The sequence below is a fragment of the Halobellus clavatus genome, assembly GCF_900107195.1.
Lineage (GTDB): Archaea > Halobacteriota > Halobacteria > Halobacteriales > Haloferacaceae > Haloquadratum > Haloquadratum clavatum.
On the sequence record NZ_FNPB01000013.1, the window covers coordinates 12,780 to 26,756 of the forward strand.

Annotated in this window: 19 protein-coding genes; 9 read left to right on the forward strand and 10 right to left on the reverse strand. The window is 68.2% G+C overall.

Annotation, left to right across the window (positions count from 1 at the left end):
• Positions 1 to 47 precede the first annotated feature (47 nt).
• The gene (locus BLU74_RS15240; RefSeq protein ID WP_089768884.1) at positions 48 to 695 is read right to left on the reverse strand and encodes an alpha/beta hydrolase; all 648 of its coding nucleotides are present in this window, start codon (positions 693 to 695) and stop codon (positions 48 to 50) included.
• Positions 692 to 1,678 carry a ring-cleaving dioxygenase gene (locus BLU74_RS15245; protein WP_089768887.1) on the reverse strand — a complete coding sequence of 329 codons (987 nt, stop codon included), beginning with the start codon at positions 1,676 to 1,678 and terminating at the stop codon, positions 692 to 694. Before BLU74_RS15245 ends, BLU74_RS15240 begins: the two co-directional genes overlap by 4 nt.
• 91 nt (positions 1,679 to 1,769) lie before the next feature.
• Between BLU74_RS15245 and BLU74_RS15250 the strand changes: the two genes are divergently transcribed.
• Positions 1,770 to 2,186, forward strand: a complete 417-nt coding sequence (locus BLU74_RS15250; protein WP_089769020.1) for a winged helix-turn-helix transcriptional regulator — start codon at positions 1,770 to 1,772, stop codon at positions 2,184 to 2,186.
• Positions 2,187 to 2,314: 128 nt separating this feature from the next.
• Positions 2,315 to 3,091 carry an acetoacetate decarboxylase family protein gene (locus BLU74_RS15255; RefSeq protein ID WP_089768889.1) on the forward strand — a complete coding sequence of 259 codons (777 nt, stop codon included), beginning with the start codon at positions 2,315 to 2,317 and terminating at the stop codon, positions 3,089 to 3,091.
• 39 nt (positions 3,092 to 3,130) lie between these two features.
• Here BLU74_RS15255 and BLU74_RS15260 read toward each other — a convergent pair whose 3' ends face one another.
• Complete coding sequence (locus BLU74_RS15260) at positions 3,131 to 3,793, reverse strand: DsbA family oxidoreductase (RefSeq protein WP_089768892.1); 663 nt, start codon at positions 3,791 to 3,793, stop codon at positions 3,131 to 3,133.
• A 191-nt stretch (positions 3,794 to 3,984) separates the two neighbouring features.
• On the opposite strand from BLU74_RS15260, the gene icd reads away from it, so the two are divergent.
• From icd to BLU74_RS15280, 5 genes are all read left to right on the forward strand, one after another.
• A complete protein-coding gene (gene icd / locus BLU74_RS15265; RefSeq protein ID WP_089769022.1) occupies positions 3,985 to 5,247 on the forward strand; it encodes an isocitrate dehydrogenase (NADP(+)) in 1,263 nt (420 codons plus the stop codon).
• Positions 5,248 to 5,309: 62 nt separating this feature from the next.
• On the forward strand, positions 5,310 to 5,477 hold the full coding sequence (locus tag BLU74_RS19055) for a hypothetical protein (protein WP_175454672.1): 168 nt from the start codon (positions 5,310 to 5,312) through the stop codon (positions 5,475 to 5,477).
• A 5-nt stretch (positions 5,478 to 5,482) separates the two neighbouring features.
• Positions 5,483 to 5,821: an amphi-Trp domain-containing protein gene (locus BLU74_RS15270; RefSeq protein ID WP_089768894.1), complete on the forward strand. Its 339-nt coding sequence runs from the start codon at positions 5,483 to 5,485 to the stop codon at positions 5,819 to 5,821.
• Between the two features lie 71 nt (positions 5,822 to 5,892).
• A complete protein-coding gene (locus BLU74_RS15275; RefSeq protein WP_089768896.1) occupies positions 5,893 to 6,426 on the forward strand; it encodes a DUF5817 domain-containing protein in 534 nt (177 codons plus the stop codon).
• Positions 6,427 to 6,428: 2 nt separating this feature from the next.
• Positions 6,429 to 6,782 (forward strand): hypothetical protein, encoded by a 354-nt coding sequence (locus tag BLU74_RS15280; RefSeq protein ID WP_089768898.1) that lies wholly within the window; start codon positions 6,429 to 6,431, stop codon positions 6,780 to 6,782.
• A 29-nt stretch (positions 6,783 to 6,811) separates the two neighbouring features.
• On the opposite strand, the gene hmgA is transcribed toward BLU74_RS15280, so the two are convergent.
• Positions 6,812 to 8,041 (reverse strand): hydroxymethylglutaryl-CoA reductase (NADPH), encoded by a 1,230-nt coding sequence (gene hmgA, locus BLU74_RS15285; protein ID WP_089768900.1) that lies wholly within the window; start codon positions 8,039 to 8,041, stop codon positions 6,812 to 6,814.
• Between the two features lie 144 nt (positions 8,042 to 8,185).
• On the opposite strand from hmgA, the gene BLU74_RS15290 reads away from it, so the two are divergent.
• On the forward strand, positions 8,186 to 8,431 hold the full coding sequence (locus tag BLU74_RS15290) for a DUF8024 family protein (RefSeq protein ID WP_089768903.1): 246 nt from the start codon (positions 8,186 to 8,188) through the stop codon (positions 8,429 to 8,431).
• Between the two features lie 32 nt (positions 8,432 to 8,463).
• Here the strand turns inward: BLU74_RS15290 and BLU74_RS15295 are convergent, their stop codons facing one another.
• A complete protein-coding gene (locus tag BLU74_RS15295; RefSeq protein WP_089768905.1) occupies positions 8,464 to 9,219 on the reverse strand; it encodes a coenzyme F420-0:L-glutamate ligase in 756 nt (251 codons plus the stop codon).
• A gap of 94 nt (positions 9,220 to 9,313) precedes the next feature.
• On the opposite strand from BLU74_RS15295, the gene BLU74_RS15300 reads away from it, so the two are divergent.
• Positions 9,314 to 10,582 carry an eIF2B alpha/beta/delta subunit family protein gene (locus BLU74_RS15300; protein WP_089768907.1) on the forward strand — a complete coding sequence of 423 codons (1,269 nt, stop codon included), beginning with the start codon at positions 9,314 to 9,316 and terminating at the stop codon, positions 10,580 to 10,582.
• A 180-nt stretch (positions 10,583 to 10,762) separates the two neighbouring features.
• Here the strand turns inward: BLU74_RS15300 and engB are convergent, their stop codons facing one another.
• The 5 genes from engB to rimI all read right to left on the reverse strand — a co-directional run bounded on the left by engB (position 10,763) and on the right by rimI (position 13,826).
• Complete coding sequence (engB, locus tag BLU74_RS15305) at positions 10,763 to 11,383, reverse strand: GTP-binding protein EngB (protein ID WP_089768909.1); 621 nt, start codon at positions 11,381 to 11,383, stop codon at positions 10,763 to 10,765.
• 69 nt (positions 11,384 to 11,452) lie between these two features.
• Positions 11,453 to 12,019, reverse strand: coding sequence for an NUDIX hydrolase (locus BLU74_RS15310; RefSeq protein WP_089768911.1), 567 nt, complete (start codon positions 12,017 to 12,019; stop codon positions 11,453 to 11,455).
• The gene (locus BLU74_RS15315) at positions 12,016 to 12,492 is read right to left on the reverse strand and encodes a DUF5809 family protein (protein ID WP_089768913.1); all 477 of its coding nucleotides are present in this window, start codon (positions 12,490 to 12,492) and stop codon (positions 12,016 to 12,018) included. The genes BLU74_RS15310 and BLU74_RS15315 overlap by 4 nt, the downstream gene beginning before the upstream one ends.
• Before the next feature lie 283 nt (positions 12,493 to 12,775).
• The gene (locus tag BLU74_RS15320; protein WP_089768915.1) at positions 12,776 to 13,294 is read right to left on the reverse strand and encodes a DUF5810 domain-containing protein; all 519 of its coding nucleotides are present in this window, start codon (positions 13,292 to 13,294) and stop codon (positions 12,776 to 12,778) included.
• A 73-nt stretch (positions 13,295 to 13,367) separates the two neighbouring features.
• Positions 13,368 to 13,826, reverse strand: a complete 459-nt coding sequence (gene rimI, locus BLU74_RS15325) for a ribosomal protein S18-alanine N-acetyltransferase (protein WP_089769024.1) — start codon at positions 13,824 to 13,826, stop codon at positions 13,368 to 13,370.
• Positions 13,827 to 13,977: the final 151 nt, after the last annotated feature.

A 13,977-nucleotide genomic window follows, 5' to 3' on the forward strand; every position in this document is an offset into this window, starting at 1 on the left:
AAGAGGTTCCGAACCCGACGGTCGACGCGGTCGCCCGGTCGGGTGGTCTACTCGTCGACGACGGCGTCGAGGGCGTCGCCGAGGTACTCGATCTCCTCGGTGAAGATGCCGTGTCCACGACCGTGATAGCGGTCGAACCGCACGTCGGCGTTCAGCGCCTCGAAGACGTCGACGGTCGCTTCGGCGCGGGACATCGGGATGTGTGGGTCGTCGTCGCTCACGCCGAGGAAGAACGGCATCCCGTCGACGTCGCCCGTGAAGTCGAACTCGGTGCCCTCCTTGCCGATCAGGCCCCCAGAGAGCAGCGTCAGGCCGCCGTAGCGCTTCGGTTCGCGCGCGACGAAGTGAGAGACGAGACACGCTCCCTGCGAGAACCCGACGAGGAGGACCTTCTCCGCCGGGAGGCCGCCAGACTGCGCTGCGTCGACCGCGCGGCCGAGGTGGGCGAGTGCGGAGTCGAGGTGCGGCTGATTCTGTTCGATCGGCGCGAGAAAGCGGTTGGGATACCACGTGCCGCGCTGCGCCTGTGGCGCGACGTAGTGAACGTCGTCGCGACCGAACTCCTGTGCGAACTGGAGCATACCGTCGGCGCGCGCACCCCGGCCGTGGACGAGGACCACCGCCGCGTCGGCCGCCTCGGGCGAGACACCCGCGGTCCGGAGCGGCTGGTCGCCGTGGGGATCGGCACGGCTCATTCCTCGTCACCTCCGTCAGCCGCGGCGGCCTTGGGCTCGGGACTGGCCTCGGCAGTGAGCGGCGGGAGCGACGCTTCGATCTGATCGCGTTCGTCTTCGAGCCACGCGGGCAGTTTGAGTTCCGAACCCAGTTCTGCGACCGATTCGTCGGCCGTGAATCCGGGACCATCGGTCGCGATCTCGAAGAGGATGCCGCCCGGTTCGCGGAAGTAGATCGATCTGAAGTACTGGCGGTCCTTCTGCGGCGTCACGAACTGGCCCGCGTCCGTGAGTTCGTCGCGCCAGGCCAACTGCGTGTCCTCGTCGGGGGCACGGAAGGCCACGTGGTGGACGGTGCCGACCCCGGGGCGGCCGCGCGGCGGACCGCGATGGACCACGTCGACGACGGTCGCGTGCTCGCCCTCGGTGGTGTATCGAACGCGGTCGGCGCCGTCGTCGGGTTCGGTCTCCGAGCCGACCCGGCTGAATCCGAGGAGGTCCAAGACGTTCGCGGTCGCGTCCGGGTCCGCGGAGTGCAGCGTGACGCCGAAGAAGCCGCGGATCCCGTACGCCTCGGGGACGGGCCCCTCCGACCAGGGGTCGATCGGAGCGTCGGCCGTGACGAGTTCGAGCGGTTGGCCGTCCGGATCGGTGAACGAGAGCACGTCCGTCCCGAATCGGGTGTGTCGGCCGTCGACCGTCGCGTCGGTGTCGGCGAGGCGGTCAGCCCAGTAGTCGAGGCTCCCCTCGGGGACGGCGAAGGCGGTCGCGACCGCCTGACCGCGCCCCGGACGCCCGGCGCGTGCGCCGTCGAACGGGAAGAACGTGAGCGCAGTGCCCGGCGTTCCCGTCTCGTCGCCGTAGTACAGGTGATACGTCGCCGTGTCGTCGAAGTTGACCGTGCGCTTGACGAACCGCAGCCCCAGGACCCCGGTGTAGAACGCGAGGTTCGCCTCGGGGTCGCCCGCGACGGCCGTGACGTGGTGGATTCCGTTTGTTTGCATAGGTGAAGCGTAGGTAGTATCGCTCTGTTACCTACTATAAAGCCGAAAGGGTTTGTACCTTCGCGGACGAACGGGTGACCAGGTGACGTTCGTGTCCCCAGAACCCGACGAGAAATCCGACGAGGAACCGTGCTCGGTGATCGACTCGCTCGAACAGATCGGCTCGCAGTGGCGACTGATCGTCCTCCACGACCTCCAGGACGGAGAGAAGCGGTTCAACGAACTCAAACGATCGACCGACGCCAGTTCGCGGACGCTCTCGCGCGTCCTCGACGACCTCCAGGAACTGGGGTTCGTCAACCGGCGGCTCGAAGAGGACGCGCCGGTCGCGACGTTCTACTCGCTGACCCCGAAGGGCCGTTCGCTGTGTCCCGTCTTCGACGAGATCGAGGCGTGGGCCGACGAGTGGCTGCACGCGACGCCGACGGGTGCTGACCCGGCGACGGTGGCCGCTGATGGCGGTTCGTCGAACGTCGAGGACGGACAGCCCGACGAGGCGGCGGAGTAGGCGGTCCACGCCTCGGTCACTGCGGCGGCGACACGCTTCGGTGTCACCGGCGACAACTCCACGCTCGACGGGCAGACTCACGGGACGACCGCCACGACCGTTTTTGTCGTTGCCACCGTTCACCGGGTATGTCGAGCGACGAGCATCAGGAGCCGAACACAGCCGTTCGGGGGACTGAATCGACCGCACAGGAGCCCGTGACCATCTCGACCGGTCACAGGGTCGAACTGCCAGTCAGGCTCCAGGCGACGATGCTGGGAGCGACGTTCGCCGCGCCGAAAACCGCGGTCTCGGCGTTGCTGCCGGATCGACTGGAGCCGATTCGGGCCACCCTGGCGGGCGACGCGGCGGTGACACTGCTCAGCGTCGAGTACCACGCGGTCGACGTTCCCGGACTGGACCCCTACGACGAGTTCGCCGTCATCATCCCGGCGAGTCGGACGACACGGTCGAGCGTGCCCTACGTGTCTGCGCTGCTGGAGGCGACGAACGGGTACGTCTGGACGATGCCGGTCACGACCGAGCCGGCGACGGCGTTCGGCGTCGACATCTGGGGCTTCCCCAAGGCGGTCGCAGCGATCGACCACGCCGACAGGGGGTCCGTCCGCGAGACGACCGTTCGGCTCGACGGCGAGCGGTTCGTCAGCCTCGCAGTCGATCGACCGCCCACGACAGCCGTCCGACGCGACGGACGGTCGTACACGCACCAAGACGGTGAACTCCTCGAGGTCCCGAGCGAGGTCGACGCCGAGATCGGTGGCTGGCCGTTCAGCGATCGCGTCTCGGTGTCGTTCGGGCCACACCCGAAGGCCGAGCCGTTGCAGTCGCTCGATCTCGGGGCGAGGGCGCTCGGGCGATTCCGTCTCGAGGGCGACGTGCTCTTCCACGCGGGCAAGCCGGTGTGAGTGCCGGATTGGCGCCTGGCTCTATCGGCCCGGCGTCCCTTACGCGCCCTCGACCAGCCGTTCGAGTTGCTCCGGCGGGACCGCGCCGCGGGCGGCGTGGCCGTCGTAGACGAACGTCGGCACGCCCGTGACGCCGCGCTGGCTGGCCGCTCGGAACTGTTCGCGGAGGGCACTCCGTCGGTCGTCGTCAGCGAGCGTCTCGCGGACGACGTCGGCGTCGACGCCGACGTCCGTCGCGAGGTCGACCAGCACGTCCTCGGAGCCGATGTCGCGACCCGCCTCCCAGAGCGCCGCGAAGACGGCCTCGTCGAAGTCGAGCCACCGTTCGTACCCCTCGCGCTCCCGGATCGCGACCGAGACGAGCTGGGCGGGGAGCGAGTCGACGTCCGTCGCGAGATCCAGTTCCATCTCGTCGGCTCCGTACTGTTCCTGGAGGCGTCGAACGTTCTCTCTGGCCTGCTCGTAGTACGCGTCGTCCTTGCCGTCGTCGGCATCGTGGTCGATCGAGCCGTCGGGGTTCCGCTTCCCCGAGCGGAGGTCGAACGGTCGCCAGTCGATCTGCAGTTCGACCTCGCGCGTCTCCTGAAAGTTGTCGAGTGACTGGCGGCCGAGATAACAGAATGGACAGACGTAATCGGAGTAGACCGTGATGACTTCCTCCTCGGGGCGACTGTCAGTCTCGGCGTCGGATGCGTTGGACATCGTGTGTCCGAGAAGACGGTCTGGACACAAGAAGCCGTCCCGTCGGTGCGGGCGTGAGGGTGGTGCCGTCCGGGGTTCTCGGAGCGACGCGGCGAACGGCCGAGTCGACCGGCAACAATTGCGATTCGGCCGGTTCGCTCGGACTGATAACGGCAGTAATTTAGGCTCGGTACGGAAAGTTCCGGATGTTTATGAGCTACGATCAGGTCGAAGTCCCCGACGCTGGGGAGAAAATCACGCTCGCGGACCCCGAGACGGGTGAGTTGAACGTCCCTGACACGCCGATCATCCCGATCATCCACGGCGACGGTATCGGCACGGACGTCGGACCGGCAGCCCAGAAGGTACTCGACGCCGCCGCCGAAGCGACCGGCCGGTCCGTCTCGTGGATGCGCCTCTATGCGGGCGGGTCCGCCCGCGAGCGCTACGGCGAGAACCTCCCCGACGACACGGTACGTGCGATTCGCGAACACCGTGTCGCGATCAAGGGGCCGCTCACGACGCCGGTCGGTGCCGGCTTCCGCTCGCTCAACGTCGCCCTCCGGAAGAAACTCGACCTCTATGCGAACGTCCGCCCGACGTACCACATCGACGGCGTCCCCTCGCCGGTGAAAGACCCCGGCGAGATGGATATGATCACCTTCCGGGAGAACACCGAGGACGTCTACGCCGGCATCGAGTGGGAAGCCGGCACCGACGAGGTCCAGCAGGTCAAGGAGTTCGTCGAGGAGGAGATGGGCGAAGACGACGTCATTCACGACGGAGCAGTCGGTATCGGCGTCAAACCCATCACCGAGTTCGGGACGAAGCGCCTGGTCCGCGAGGCCATCGACTACGCCATCGAAAACGACCGCGACACGGTCACGCTCGTCCACAAGGGGAACATCATGAAGTTCACCGAGGGGGCGTTCCGGGACTGGGGCTACGAGGTCGCAACGGAGGAGTACGGCGAGGACGTCATCACCGAGGACGAACTCTGGGAGGAGTACGACGGCGAGGCTCCCGAGGACACGCTGGTCGTCAACGACCGCATCGCCGACAATATGCTCCAGCAACTCCTCACCCGCACCGGCGAGTACGACGTCATCGCGACGATGAATCTCAACGGGGACTATATGTCCGACGCCGCCGGCGCACAGATCGGCGGGCTCGGCATCGCCCCCGGCGCGAACTTCGGTGAAGGGCTCTGCCTGGCCGAACCGGTCCACGGCTCCGCACCCAAGTACGCGGGCGAAGACAAGGTCAACCCGACCGCGATGATCCTCTCCGGTCGACTGATGTTCGAGTATCTCGGCTGGAACGACGCCGGGACTCTCATCCGTGACGCCGTCGAGAAAACCATCTCCGAGGGGCAGGTCACCTACGATCTCGAACGGCAGATCGAAGGCGGCACCAAACTCGCGACGAGCGAGTTCGCCGACGCCGTTATCGAGAACATTCACGAACTCGCCTGAGCGGCCGCGACCTCGGGACCGAACCGCATCCTTTTTGATTTAGGGTTGCCTAAATCGTTATGATGGCCGCTGGTACCCGCTCGCACGGCGATCCGTCGCCGGAGTCGGAGTCGCATCGGAACCCGGAGATCACCGTCTGTGAGAGTTGTCCGGGGAGATCGGTGTTTCTCGAATCGGGGAACACCGACGGCTGGATCGCGAGCGACCTGACGATCGAGGTGCGCCGGTAGCGACGATGACCGACGCAGATATCGAGGCCGACGCGGACGCCGAAGCCGACGTGGAACCCGGATCGGACGACAGGACGGAGCGCACGACGATCCGGACGGGCCGAGACTTCGAGGAGGAGTACCGCCTCGACGCCGAGGAGGCGGGTCGGTTCCTGATCGAACTGGGCGAACAGCTTCGGGACGGAGACGAGCTGACGATCGCCACCGACGAGTGGGAGCTGCCCTTCGCCTTCGGCGAACCCGTCGGGCTGGAGATCGACTTCGAGGGCGTGGGCGAGCCCGAACTGGAGATCGAACTGGAGCTGCCGGGACGCACCGACGAGACCGCGCCCGACGTCGAGTGAGCGGCGGTCGGCCGCGACCCCGCCGACGCCGGAGCCGAAGGTTCAAATCCGATCGCGCGGAACTCGGGAGTATGTACGCCGTCGTGGGCTGTACCGACTGCGAGCACCTCTGGCTGCTGAAGGACGCGCGGACGGCCGAGACCGCCACGTGCCCACAGTGTGGGCGGACCCATCAGACGAAGAAACTCCGCCGGTTCGTCGAGGAGGACGACCGCGAGGCCGCCCGACAGGCACGCTCGGCGCTGCTCGCGAAACGGGGCGGCAACAGTGAATCGTTCGCGGAGACGGCCCACGTCGCCGAGATGGAACGCGAGATCGACGAGCGCGGCGTCGACGATCGGGAGTACCTCGAGGGATCGGGCCTCGACGCCGACGCGGTTGCGGCGGCGGGCGAGCGGGCGTCGACAGGTTCGGGTGGATCGGGGTCGAACCGCCTCGACGTCGTTCGTGACGCCCTCCGGACCCTCGATCAACCGACCGCCGAGGAGGTCGCGGAGTACGCCGAGGAACGCGGCGTTCCGAGCGACCAATCGCGCGAACTGCTGGAGAAACTCGCACGGCGGGGTGACGCCTCCGAGTCCCGAGGGCGCTACCGCCTCCTCTGAGAATGTCGGAAACAGGAGCGGCCGCAGGGGCGGGGATCGTCGGGACCGCCCTGCGGATCGTCGTCGGTGCCTGTTTCGTCGGGGGCGCTGTCGCAGCGCTCACCGGCCGACTCGTCCTGGCTGGGGGCGGCTTCCTCGCCGGACACACGATGTTGGCCGCGGCGGCAGTGATCCAGGGGCAGCGGCGGCGGAGCGTCGGGCTCTCGTTCTCGGGTGTCGGCTGGCTCCTGACCTCGCTGGGGCTGGCACTCGGACAGCAGGGCGCCGGCTCGTCGCTTGAGACGCCCCTGCTCGTCGGCGGTCTCGGGCTCGTGGCCGCCGGCACGCTGCTGCTCGTCGGACCGTTCGGCGGCTGAACCGCGACGGAGACGTCGAAACGGGTCGACTACCGGCCCAGTTCGGCGTGCGCGCTGGAGAGGTGTCGGGAGGCCAGCGCCGAGAGCAGCGAGAGTTCGCCCGCGAGTGCGCCGACCGCGACGTACTCCGCGAGGGCGTCCGCGTTCGAGCCCGCGGGGTCGCCGCCGCCGCGGATGCCGAGGATATCGAGCGCCTCCGCCTGCGTGGGAAGCTTCGTCCCGCCGCCGACAGTGCCGACTTCGAGCGAGGCGAGCGAGACGGAGAGATAGAGGTCGCCGTCGCGCTCCTCAGCGGTCGTGATGGCGTTCGCGCCCTCGACGACCTGGGCCTCGTCCTGCCCGGTCGCGAGGAACATCGCGGCGACGACGTTGGCGACGTGGGCGTTGAATCCGAGGCTGCCGGCCTTCGCCGACCCGACCAGGTTCTTCCGCACGTTGAGTTCGGCGATGTCGCCGGGCGTCGTGTGGAGACGGTTCTCGACGACCTCGCGGGGGATCGTCACGTCGGCCGTCACGGTGCGGCCGCGCCCCTCGACCGCGTTGATCGCGGCTGGCTTCTTGTCAGTACAGAGGTTGCCCGACAGGGCCACGAGTTCGGCCTCGGTCTCCGTCTCGACGACGTCGCAGGCGGCTTCGGTCGCGATCGTGGCCATGTTCATCCCCATCGCGTCCTTGGTGTCGTACCGGAAGCGCAGGTACACCGAGTTACCGACGACGTACGGCGTCACGTCGTCGAGTTCGCCGTGGCTCGTCGTCGACTCGGCGGCCTCGGTCAGCCGATCGACGTTGTCGCGGACCCACGAGACGAGGGCTTCGGCCTCGACGACGTCGGTCACGCGGAAGACGGGGGCGCGAGTCATCCCCGATTTGAGGACGCGGGCGTTCGCGCCGCCGGCCTGGGAGAGCACTGAGCAGCCGCGGTTGACGCTCGCGAGCAGCGCGCCCTCGGTAGTCGCGAGCGGCAGATACCCCTCGCCGTCGGCCGCCCCACCGTTCACGTCGACCGGGCCGGCGACGCCGACCGGGATCTGGACGGTCCCGAGCATATTCTCGATGTTCGACTCGGCGCGCTCGGCCGGGAAGCCGTAGTTGCCGACCGTCTCGAGCGACGCGCCCGTGTCGGCGTCGACGACGAGGCGTCGGGCCGCCGTCGCCGTGTCGGCGTCGGCGTGCTCGTCGAGTTCGTGCAGCGCGAGGTCCCCGTCGCGGACCCGTTCGGCGAGCGATTCCGCGTCCGGGTCGTCGGCGGCGTCGGTCATACGCGCTCATTCTGCGGGGCATCCCTAACGCGTTCCGGTTCCGCACGTCGCCCCCGCCGGTCCACCGACCGCACAGGCTGTGCCCTCGGGGACCGCAAACCGGCTTCCGCACCACACATATACGATGGGTCCGAAGTGGGTCGTATGGTCTCGATACTCGGCTTCGTCGTGCAGTTGGTCACGAGCGTCGTCGATCTCGTCAGGATTTTCCTCTTCGAGGTCTTCCTCGGGGTCGATCCGCTCAGTGCGATCTCGTTCCTGGTCGGGGCGGGGCTGACGACCGCGACGGTCGCGTACTTCGCGTACCTCGTCGTGGGCGCGGTCGTGAATCAGTTCACCGGCCTCGGATCGAGCGCGCGGGAGTCCGAACCGAAGCACCCGACGAAGTAAGCAACGACGGCTGTGGACCCGGATCGCACCCCTCAAGCGTCGAACGACCAGTCACGGATCGCCTGTCGAACGAAATCGGTCTCGATCTCCCGGAAGTGCGCGTCGCTCTCGTCGTGGTCGCCCCACTCGAAGTCGCGGACGACCACGACCGGGGTGCCCCCGTCGCCCTCACCGGCGATGAGGTTCGCGGCCGCGGCCAGTTCGTCGGCGACGTTCTCTACGGCGACGCCCAACTCGCGGCCGTCCCTGTCGGTCTCGCCTCGCCAGTCGCGGCCGGGCGCGAGGCCGTCCCAGCCGATCGCGACCCCGCGTTGGCCGTGTCGGAACGGGCGACCGCACGTGTCGGTGACGATCACCCGGTCGACCGCGAGGCCCGATCGGAGGCGAGCCGCGCTCTCTGCGGGCCGTTTCGGGAGCAACAGTAGGTCCCCGTCGGGGACGTTCGAGCGGTCGATGCCGGCGTTGACGCCGACGTGACCGAAACGCGTCTCCGTGAGGAGAAACGGCGATTCGATCAGGATCTCGACGCTCTCTTCGAGGACCGCCTGCGCGAATCGCGGATCCTTCGTCTCGCCCGTCGCCTGTTCGAGCGTCGCGGCGATCTCGCGGGCCCGAGGGCCCGCCGGGAAGTCCGCGAGATCGGCGCTTCGACCCTCGGCTTTCGAGACGACCGTGGACGCGACGCAGACGACGTCGTCCGGACGGAGGTCGACCCGCTGGCGGATCAACGCCGCGAGATCGTCGTCCGGGCGGATCTCCGGGAGGTCGGGGACGGCGAACAGTTCCATATCGAAAGCGCGCGCCGGTCCGTGAAAAGCGTCGCGACGGCGGCCGACGGCCGGACCCCAAGAGTCGTTTCCGCCCGGCGTGAAGGGACCGGCGATGGCACACGTGGTCACGTGTTTCGTCCGGGAGCGTGGACAGATCCTCCTGACTCGGCGGAGCGACGCCGTCGGGACCTACCGGGGGCACTGGGCCGGCGTCTCGGGCTACGTCGAGGGTGGTCCGGCGGCTGCCGAACGCGACGCGTGGCGCGAACTCCGCGAGGAGACGGGGCTCACTCGCGAGGACCTCGAGCTCGTTCGGGCGGGTGACTCGCTCACGGTGGACGACGAGGAGGGCTCGTTCACGGTGCATCCGTTTCTCTTCGAGAGCGACACCCGCGAGGTGCGGACGAACGAGGAACTCGCGGCCGTCGAGTGGGTCGATCCGACGGCGATCCGCTCGCGACGGACGGTGCCGCGCCTCTGGGACACCTGGCGGCGCGTCGGGCCGACGGTCGAAACCGTCCGGAGCGATCGCACCCACGGGTCGGCCTGGATCGCGGCCCGGGCACTCGAAGCGCTCCGCGATGCGGCCGCCGACGCCGACGAGTGGGCGACGATCGCCGCGGTCGCACGCGACCTCCGCGACGCTCGGTCGGGGATGGCTGCGGTGCGCAACCGCGTGAACCGGGTGATGAGCGCGGCGTCGCGATCGCCCGATTCGGTGGTGAAGCGAGCGATCAGTGCGCGCGACGCGGCGTTGGACGCAGACAGCGATGCGGCACAGACAGCCGCGGACCGGTTGCGCGCCGACGGCGCGACCCGTGTCGCGACCCTCTCGCGATCGGGAACCGTGCGAGAGGCACTCGAAACGTGCGATCCCGAAGCGGTCGTCGTCGCCGAGTCCCGCCCCGAGCGCGAGGGCATCGAGGTGGCTGAGTGGGCCGCCGACGCAACGAATTCGGACGTGACGGTGACGACGGAGGCGGCGCTCCCGAGCGCGCTTGCAGCCCGCGACGTCGACGCCGCACTCGTCGGGGCCGACGCCGTGCTGCCCGACGGGACCGTCGTCAACAAGACCGGGACCAGGGTCCTCGGACTCGCGGCGCAAGCGCAAGGAGTCCCGGTGTTCGTCGTGAGTGCGCGCGACAAGGTTGTGGCCGCAGACAGCGACTCCGAGACCGGGCGGTCCGCCACAACTGAACAGTCACGGCCGGAGAGCGTCTACGACGGCGACGCCGACGTCGAGGTGCACGCGCCGACGTTCGAGTTCGTCCCGGGGGAACTCGTCGACGGGATTGCGACCGAGGGCGGGTTCCTTCACCGCGAGGAGGTCAGCCAGATCGCCGAGCGGTACGCGGCGGACGCACAGTGGGCCGTCGAGTGACCGCGGCGGGAGCGGCCAGCGACGGGTCGACGTCGGACCCGCAAGCGAGGGATTCTTGCCCCGGGCGCGTCGACGAGGAAACGGTGGCGATGACGAGGGTTACCCCCACTCAGCCCCGTGTGATGACACCTTCTCGCCGAGCCACCTTCTGCTCGTCTCGGGAGCAGCGTCGGCCGCCACTCAGGTGACGAACTTCAGCAAGTCGTCGCGCTTCTGCTCGTGGAAGTGCGTCTGAAGCGCTTCGTTGAGCGACTCGATGTCACCGCGCTTCGCGCTGATCGGCGCAATCGTGTTCTGCCACTGTTTCCACGGCGGATGGAGGCCGAGGCGGTCACAGAGGTCGTCGAGGCGTTCGTCGCGGTTGTCGACTTTGTCCATCTTGTTGACGGCGACGACCGTCGGCACGTCGAGTTCCCACAGGAAGTGAAACAGTTCGACGTCGTGGGGGATCTCGTCGGGGCCGGAGTGCCGATCGATGATGTCGATCACGCTCTTGCCGTCGACGACGAGTACGGCTGCGAGGATGTCCTCGGCGTTGCCTTCGATGTACCGCACGACGTCGGTCTTGATCTGCTCGCGGCGTCCCTCCTCGACACCGGACATAAACCCGAAGCCCGGGAGGTCCGTGAACATAAATCCCTCCGCGTTCCAATCGAAGTGGTTCGGCGATCGGGTCACGCCGGGCTTCTGGCCCGTGGTAAACTTCGAGTGGCCGGTCAGCTCCCGCATCAGCGTCGACTTCCCGACGTTCGACCGGCCGGCGAGGACGACTTCCTCTCGGTCCGGGCGCTCTTCAAACATAGCAGGAGCCACGCCGTGGGCGGGGTTAACGGTGACGTTCTGCGGGGTTTCGCCTCGACGCTCGGTGACTCACAACACCCCGTCTTCACGGGCTAAGAGCAGCGCTTCGAGGGTCGCGTCGTTCGGCGTGCCGTCGCCGCGAACCGTCTCGATCGCATCGCCCACGGGAACCGATCGGACGGAGAGGAACTCGTTCTCGTCGAGGTCGCGCTCGACGGGCGTGAGGTCAGTCGCGAGCACGTAGCCGCGCAGGTGGCGCAGGACGCCCGTCGAGCACCAGACGCTCTGCAGGAGCGCGAGGCTGTCGGCGGCGAAGCCGGTCTCCTCGCGGAGTTCGCGCTCGGCGGCAGTCGTGAACGACTCGCCGGCCTCGACGATGCCGGCCGGCAGTTCCAGTTGCGTCTGGCGGATCGTCGGTCGGTACTGCTCGACGAACACGACCGAATCGTCCTCGACGGCGACGACGACGACCGCGGTCGCGAGTTCCGCCCAGTAGTACTGCTTGGTGGTCCCGTTGGGCTGTTCGACGAGGTCGTAGCCGCCGGTGTACCAGCCGGTCTCGTACTCGGTTGCCGATTCGCGGACGGGCCACTCGGGATCCGGGAGCGGTTCGTGTCTCCGGCCGTCGTCGGTCATTCGTCGCCCGCCCCCGCGCTGTGAGCCCCGGAGTCATCGCCCGGTTCCGATCCGTCCTCGAACCGAGGTTGGTAGAGCTGCCCGAAGGCCTGCCGTCGGACCGTTCCGACTGCGGCGTCGGGCTCGTTCTGAAACGTCGCCGCGACGACCGTCTCGGCGAAGGGGGCAGGGTGCCAGACGATCCGCTCGACGTCGTCGCTGCCCTGGCGTTCGACGTCGTACGCCGGGTGGGACTCCCGCCACGTCTCGAACTCCGTGCGGGAGCCGATCGTGACCAGCAGTCGCTCGGCGAATATGACGTTCCGCGCCCGTTCGATCACGTCACTGGTCACTCGCTCGCGGTACTCCTCGCGGTCGAACGCCATCGCTTTCGCCGCCTCGCGGACCACCTGCTGGGCGGTCGGACCGACAGCCTCGAAGACCTCTCGGGCCTCCTCGAACGTTTCCGGCGATAGCGTACCCTCCGTTTCCATACGCGTCCGTCGGCGACTCGCGCACAAACGTTTTCGGGCTCTCGCGGGCGAGCGTTTATATACGAACCCGCGGCCATCCGGCGTGTGCGGTGAGAATCCTCCCGCGCCGGAACGCGGTCGTCCGGCACGACGGCGTGGGCACCGGACCGGAGACAGTCGTGTCGGTTGTTCGCCATCGGTCGGGCGTCTCGTCAACCTCTGCGAGACGCTCGATCACACCACCGTTCCTGATACAGAGAATCGGTGGTCTCTGGGCCGTCGCCGTCCGAGACGTCGGGGCCCCTCACCGATCGTTCGCAGCCCCGCCGTCAGCGGCGTCGTCCCCAGGGTCGTTCTCATCCTCGGCGTCGTCCGTAGGTCCGCCATCACCCTCGGCTTCGTCCGTAGGTCCGTCCTCACCCTCGGCGTCGGCCGCGTCCGCGAACATCTCAGCGGTCATCTCGCGCGCCTCGGCGATGATCTGCTGGGTTTCCTCGTCGAGCGACCCGTTTCCGGCGGCCGCAGCGGTCTCTGGATCCACGCCGCCGGGCGGCCCGCCGGAGCCGGTGTGCCGGTGCTGATGATCGTGGCCCGCGTGCGCGTTTGCGGTGTCCTCGAAGACTTGCTCGTAGTCCGCGTCCGGAGCCAGCGCCGCCACCTCGGGGGCGAGTTCTGCCTCTCCCAACGTCTCCCACTCGGGGACGTGGTCGTCCAACCAACCCTCGTGTTCGTCGCCGTGCACCATCGCGGTGAACGCCAGGTGGTTCGCGAGGTGCGTTGCGTCCTGTTGCGGGGTCTCACACACCGGACAGGCGAAGCCCATTGTCGGCGACGATAGGGCCTCACCGTACAAGGGCGTGTGGTTCTCTCCTCACCAGTCTGGCATCTGGGATCGGTCAGCTATCCAGATTGACGACCAGGAGCAGCGCGTCCTCGCCGTCGTCGTAGTAGTTCGGCATCCGCCGCGTTGGCTCGAACCCCTCGTCACGGTACAGCGACAGCGCGCGCTCGTTGCTCTCTCGGGCCTCCAGTTTTACGACGACCGCACCAGCCAGCGACAGCGAGAAGAGGGCTTCGCGGAGCAGTCGCCGGCCGAGGCCCTCACCGCGGGCGTCGGGTCGCACCGCGAGGTCTTTGATGTGGCCGATGTCGCGGCCGTGGTTTGGCATCACGTCGCCGACGACGTAGCCGACGATGTCGCCACCCTCCCGGTCTGTGGGCCGGATCGCGACGAGGAACGCCGGTGCGTCGAGCACCGATTCGAAGGCCGCGTACGGCCACGGCTCCGAGAAGGAGGCGCGCTCGATGCTGAGAACGTCGAGGAGGTCCGCGCGCTCGACGGGCCGAATCCACACGTCGGCCGGGCCGCCGCTCGGCGCATCGCCGTCCGCCGCCGATTGGGCCTCCTCGGGGTCCGAGTCGCTCACAAAGGCTGCTTCGACGCTGACGGTCAAAAAGCCGCTGGCTCACGAGACGTCACCAGCGCTCTGCGATCAGCAAAAAAGC

Coding starts and splice junctions, on each gene's coding strand:
- icd (WP_089769022.1), top strand. CDS start 3,985: ATGAGCTACGATCAGGTCGAAGTCCCCGACGCTGGGGAGAAAATCACG.
- BLU74_RS15275 (WP_089768896.1), top strand. CDS start 5,893: ATGTACGCCGTCGTGGGCTGTACCGACTGCGAGCACCTCTGGCTGCTG.
- hmgA (WP_089768900.1), bottom strand. CDS start 8,041: ATGACCGACGCCGCCGACGACCCGGACGCGGAATCGCTCGCCGAACGG.
- BLU74_RS15270 (WP_089768894.1), top strand. CDS start 5,483: ATGACCGACGCAGATATCGAGGCCGACGCGGACGCCGAAGCCGACGTG.
- BLU74_RS15240 (WP_089768884.1), bottom strand. CDS start 695: ATGAGCCGTGCCGATCCCCACGGCGACCAGCCGCTCCGGACCGCGGGT.
- BLU74_RS19055 (WP_175454672.1), top strand. CDS start 5,310: ATGGCCGCTGGTACCCGCTCGCACGGCGATCCGTCGCCGGAGTCGGAG.
- BLU74_RS15295 (WP_089768905.1), bottom strand. CDS start 9,219: ATGGAACTGTTCGCCGTCCCCGACCTCCCGGAGATCCGCCCGGACGAC.
- BLU74_RS15255 (WP_089768889.1), top strand. CDS start 2,315: ATGTCGAGCGACGAGCATCAGGAGCCGAACACAGCCGTTCGGGGGACT.
- BLU74_RS15320 (WP_089768915.1), bottom strand. CDS start 13,294: ATGGGCTTCGCCTGTCCGGTGTGTGAGACCCCGCAACAGGACGCAACG.
- BLU74_RS15310 (WP_089768911.1), bottom strand. CDS start 12,019: ATGACCGACGACGGCCGGAGACACGAACCGCTCCCGGATCCCGAGTGG.
- engB (WP_089768909.1), bottom strand. CDS start 11,383: ATGTTTGAAGAGCGCCCGGACCGAGAGGAAGTCGTCCTCGCCGGCCGG.
- BLU74_RS15300 (WP_089768907.1), top strand. CDS start 9,314: ATGGCACACGTGGTCACGTGTTTCGTCCGGGAGCGTGGACAGATCCTC.
- BLU74_RS15245 (WP_089768887.1), bottom strand. CDS start 1,678: ATGCAAACAAACGGAATCCACCACGTCACGGCCGTCGCGGGCGACCCC.
- BLU74_RS15290 (WP_089768903.1), top strand. CDS start 8,186: ATGGTCTCGATACTCGGCTTCGTCGTGCAGTTGGTCACGAGCGTCGTC.
- BLU74_RS15280 (WP_089768898.1), top strand. CDS start 6,429: ATGTCGGAAACAGGAGCGGCCGCAGGGGCGGGGATCGTCGGGACCGCC.
- BLU74_RS15315 (WP_089768913.1), bottom strand. CDS start 12,492: ATGGAAACGGAGGGTACGCTATCGCCGGAAACGTTCGAGGAGGCCCGA.
- BLU74_RS15260 (WP_089768892.1), bottom strand. CDS start 3,793: ATGTCCAACGCATCCGACGCCGAGACTGACAGTCGCCCCGAGGAGGAA.